This window comes from Nostoc sp. CHAB 5836, from assembly GCF_020829445.1.
GTDB lineage: Bacteria > Cyanobacteriota > Cyanobacteriia > Cyanobacteriales > Nostocaceae > Nostoc.
Map to the genome: position 1 here is coordinate 1 of NZ_JAIVFV010000304.1, position 4,238 is coordinate 4,238.

The window sequence follows — 4,238 nt, forward strand, 5'->3', positions numbered from 1 at the left end:
ATTAGATTGTCGCCAAAACTTCACTTCACATTCATCGCGAAAGTACCAACCATTAGCGACAATTCCATGTTCATCAGGCAATTTTCCTGTTAAATAAGTAGCCTGAACAGAACAAGTTACAGCAGGTAATACTGTTCCAATGGAAGCCACCTGTCCAATAGCCGCCCAAGAAGATAAAAACGGCGTGTTTTCTCCTAGTAAGCTAGGCGTTAATCCCACGACATTTATAACAACCGTTTTCTGCATCAACTCAATCCTCTCTTAATCCCATTTTAAAAGATCAGTAGAAACGCACCATAACGCATCTCTACAGATTTCAACTATATATTGTTCATAAATCAAATCGGACTGCTATATTACGAATTAATTTTAATACCCACTCATATTCACGCTGAATAGAAGTTAGCAAATCTATCTTCATTTCTGATGGTAATACATCCCAGGTATAAGTCTCAATTTCTAAATGTGAGCAAGCATTGTTAGTTTGAAGTAGATGCAAAACACTAGCAATATCATCTTGCGTAGACTGCAAAATTTGATAATCATGAATAAAAATTGGGACATGAAAGTGAATGCGCCATTCTTCAGCTAGAGATTGCTCTAAATGTGGTAATGCAGTTATTAAGTCAGGATAGTGATGAAGTGTACCATCAATACGACGTTCTATTACCTGGTGAAGATAAGTCGATTCTGCAAAGGGACGTAAGCGTTCAACTATCAAGGTGCGCTTTTCAATATCAGCAGGTATTTTTACTTTAATTGCTGCACTGATTTGAATTTTACCAATCTTAATTCCTGCGAATTTCAAACGCGCAAATACAGAATCTGGCTGCTCATATTCAACTGAAAAATGGCAGGTGTCATAACAAAGTCGAACGTGTTCTAGCAATTCAGTTTCTGCTAAATGCTGCTCAATATTTAACTTTTCTGATAAGTAATTGCCGCCAATTGGCAATAACCAATTTTGATAGAAATCAATTACTTCTGAGGTATTTTCAATTAAACCATCAGGCTCAGGTTCTAAATCAATATGAAGTATTTTTCCTGTGTCTTCGCGGATGCGAATCATTTCTACAACAACTGATGCTATATTAAAACAACTCTGTTTCAGAACCATCTCATAAGTTGCTTGGTCTTTTTTCCACCAAGGTTTATAGGATAATGGTAGTGTAGAAATTCCGCCATCAAGCCCTTCTGGTAATAGAGTAGCTAAAATGTGTGCCAAGTTTAATGTATAATTAACTCGTTCTGATGTAGACCAATCTGGTGCATAAACTTGGTCTTTTACCACCTGTCGATGAAATCCGCCATAAGGGAATCCATTTAAGGTAAAAACATATAAATTATGTTGAGTTAGCCAAGTTTTAAAGTCAGCTAAGTTATGATTTTCTAAAAGTTGTTTTGCAGCGACATCTGCTAGCCTCAAGCCAATACCAAAAGGTTCTGTAGGCGATAAACGTGATTTGAGTTTGGGAATATAGTTTTCTAAATTGGCGAAAACCTCTAGCCAAGTTTCACCAGGGTGAATATTGCTACAATAAGTTAAATGAAAGTTGCTGTCTCTTGTAATTTTCATTTTCTATTTTTATGCCCCATATAGCACAATACGGTTCACTTAATGAAACTCTTTTTTTTACGAACCACAGAGGCGCAGAGAACACAGAGAGAAGAGAGAAGGAGGAAATGCTTAACCCAAGTGTATTGCTATATAGCAATCCTAAATCATTTGTGAAAATTATAATCTCTTTTTTCTTTCTTCCCTTTGTGCCCTTAGCGTACTTTGCGGTTCGTTTTCTTATTTATATTTTAACGACTACAGATAAGCCATTTCTAGGCTTTTATTGACACCAATGCATAGATGTGCGCCCCTACAGCCGATTCATAGTATTACTAGTACAATGTCTAAGCTAATTTTGAGGGTTTGTAGTCAGCACTTTAGTGGTTAGAAAATAAGGACTTCAGTCCTTACTACCAACTTGCTTACCGTCAATTTAAACTTGACAAACTACTAAGTGTGTACATTCCAATTTAAGTAACAGCAAATAGTTTTGCTAACTTCATCGAAAATGGTAGCAAGATTATAACTAATAAACCGTAATAGAAACCAGCAAAACCAGATGCAACGGTTGCATCCAAGACTATTAGAGATAAAACACCGATTTTTACAGCATTTCGGATATTTTCGGCTATCGGTTCACGCGCAGCTTTGAGAAAATTAGGTAAGACTCTCATAGCTAATAAAACAGCGAATGGTAGTGCTGCGATCGCTGTATACTCTTCTAATAATCCTAAAGCTAAAACTGCCGTCAAAACTATTGCAATTAGCATTAATGCCAGTACTCCGGTGATCTTCTTACCTCCGTGAACTTCCCCTTGGCTAATTGCGGTGATCGCAGCAATATAAACAACAGGAATTAGTGCTAAATACCAACGTTCCCATACTATTGCAGGTACAACACTCACGCCTAATAATAAATTACTACCACGGCATAAACCCATATTTAAAGGGCCAAAAAAAGGATGATGTTTGGCGAGTGAGTCATATAAAAGGCATGAAAGAGTGATAAATATAGCGATCGCACCACTCAACCAGGATAGTTGAAAAGCAGCTATAATGCCGATTGTAAACAGTATACTCCCCAATAAAGTAGCATTTTGACGAGATACGCGACCACTGGGAATTGCTCTATTTGGTCGTTCTTTTGCATCTAATTCCGCATCAAAAACATCATTAAAAACTATACCGCCACCGTATAACCCAGTTGTAGCCAATAATAACCAAGCTAATGGAATTAGTATGACAACACTCGCTTCTTCATTGATTAATTGAGTAAAAATAATCCCAGAGCCAGAAGCAGCAAAACCAACAAGAATATCTGCCCAAGCAGTAACAATATTAGCAGGACGCATCAATTCCAGATAACCCCGCCAGCTTTGAAAATTTAAGCTTGCAACATTCACTTATTTGCCTCCGTGCCTAGTAATTTATCAAAATAAACCGTATTATATATAGCTCAACACTCTTGGGTTGAGGCGAAAATTGAATATCTACATATCTACGTAGGTTGGGTTGAGGAACGAAACCCAACATTTCTGAGGCTTTGTTGGGTTATGCTTCCCTTAACCCAACAAAGCAATTTTCTGAATCGAAACCTATTGCTCTTGCAATTTTTTACTCAATCAACACATAATCTGAAACTGATTTAATTCCTGGTTCCTGTCCCCGCAACACAGAATTACCATTGAACATCTGACGTTGATCAACAGATTGAGGATTGAGCCAGTCTGATGCTTTCATCTGTCCAGTTTGACTGTAAGCAGCTAGGGCATTTTCATAACAAACTGCTCGCACATATTCTTCAGGAATACCTTTATCTAACATCAACTGAGCCGTTTTCGGGACTGCCAAAGGATCGCTAATACCCCAATCAGCACTACTATCTACAATGATGCGACGAACGTTATCACGTCCCGCTTTGCTAACGCATCCATACTGGCGGACAAGTTCTACCATCCTGGCGTTACCCATCTTCGTGTGTGGATAAATCGTAAAGGCTGCCCAAAAGCCCCTTTCTAATACTTCTTCAACAGTTTCTTCGTTGTTGTGGTCAATAACTACTTGTGAAGGATCTAAGCCATATTCAATGCAGCGATCCATACTCCGACTAGCACCCGCCTTTTTATTACGGTGAGGAGTATGAATTAGTACTAACATATCGAGTTCTTTAGCTAATTCTAACTGTTGACAAAAGTACTTATCTTCTGCTTCTGTCATGTCGTCATAGCCAATTTCGCCAATGGCAACAACTCCCTCTTTACAGGCATAAAGTGGTAGCAGTTCCATAACTTCTGCTGCTAGGGCCTCATTGTTAGCTTCTTTGGGATTTAGGCCGATTGTGCAGTAGTGTTGGATACCAAACTGACTAGCACGAAACCGTTCCCAGCCCACAAGACTACTGAAGTAGTCTTTAAATGAACCAGCGTTGGTTCGGGGTTGTCCTAACCAAAAGGCTGGTTCAATGACAGCGACAATACCATATTCCCGCATTACTAAGTAATCGTAAGTAGTACGGGAACACATATGAATGTGAGGATCGATAAACATCATGGTTTTAAGTAGAGCGACGCAAATAAAGCTAACTGGCTAAGGCTGTCATTTGTCATTTGTCCTTCGTCATTTGTAAGGGTTTAAGGTGTATTTACGTTTCGTAACATAGTTTGATTTATTCTTGCCGACT

The 4,238-nt window shown here is 38.5% G+C and carries 4 protein-coding genes; all 4 read right to left on the minus strand.

From position 1 onward, the window contains the following. Positions 1 to 246, minus strand: a 246-nt coding sequence (locus LC605_RS31415) for an alkaline phosphatase family protein (protein ID WP_229551311.1), incomplete at its 3' end; no start/stop codon positions are given. An 85-nt stretch (positions 247 to 331) separates the two neighbouring features. After that, complete coding sequence (gene eboE, locus LC605_RS31420; protein ID WP_229551312.1) at positions 332 to 1,576, minus strand: metabolite traffic protein EboE; 1,245 nt, start codon at positions 1,574 to 1,576, stop codon at positions 332 to 334. A 452-nt stretch (positions 1,577 to 2,028) separates the two neighbouring features. Next, complete coding sequence (gene eboC / locus LC605_RS31425; protein ID WP_309143289.1) at positions 2,029 to 2,961, minus strand: UbiA-like protein EboC; 933 nt, start codon at positions 2,959 to 2,961, stop codon at positions 2,029 to 2,031. Between the two features lie 211 nt (positions 2,962 to 3,172). After that, a complete protein-coding gene (locus LC605_RS31430) occupies positions 3,173 to 4,108 on the minus strand; it encodes a TatD family hydrolase (RefSeq protein WP_229551313.1) in 936 nt (311 codons plus the stop codon). Between the last annotated feature and the right edge of the window lie 130 nt (positions 4,109 to 4,238).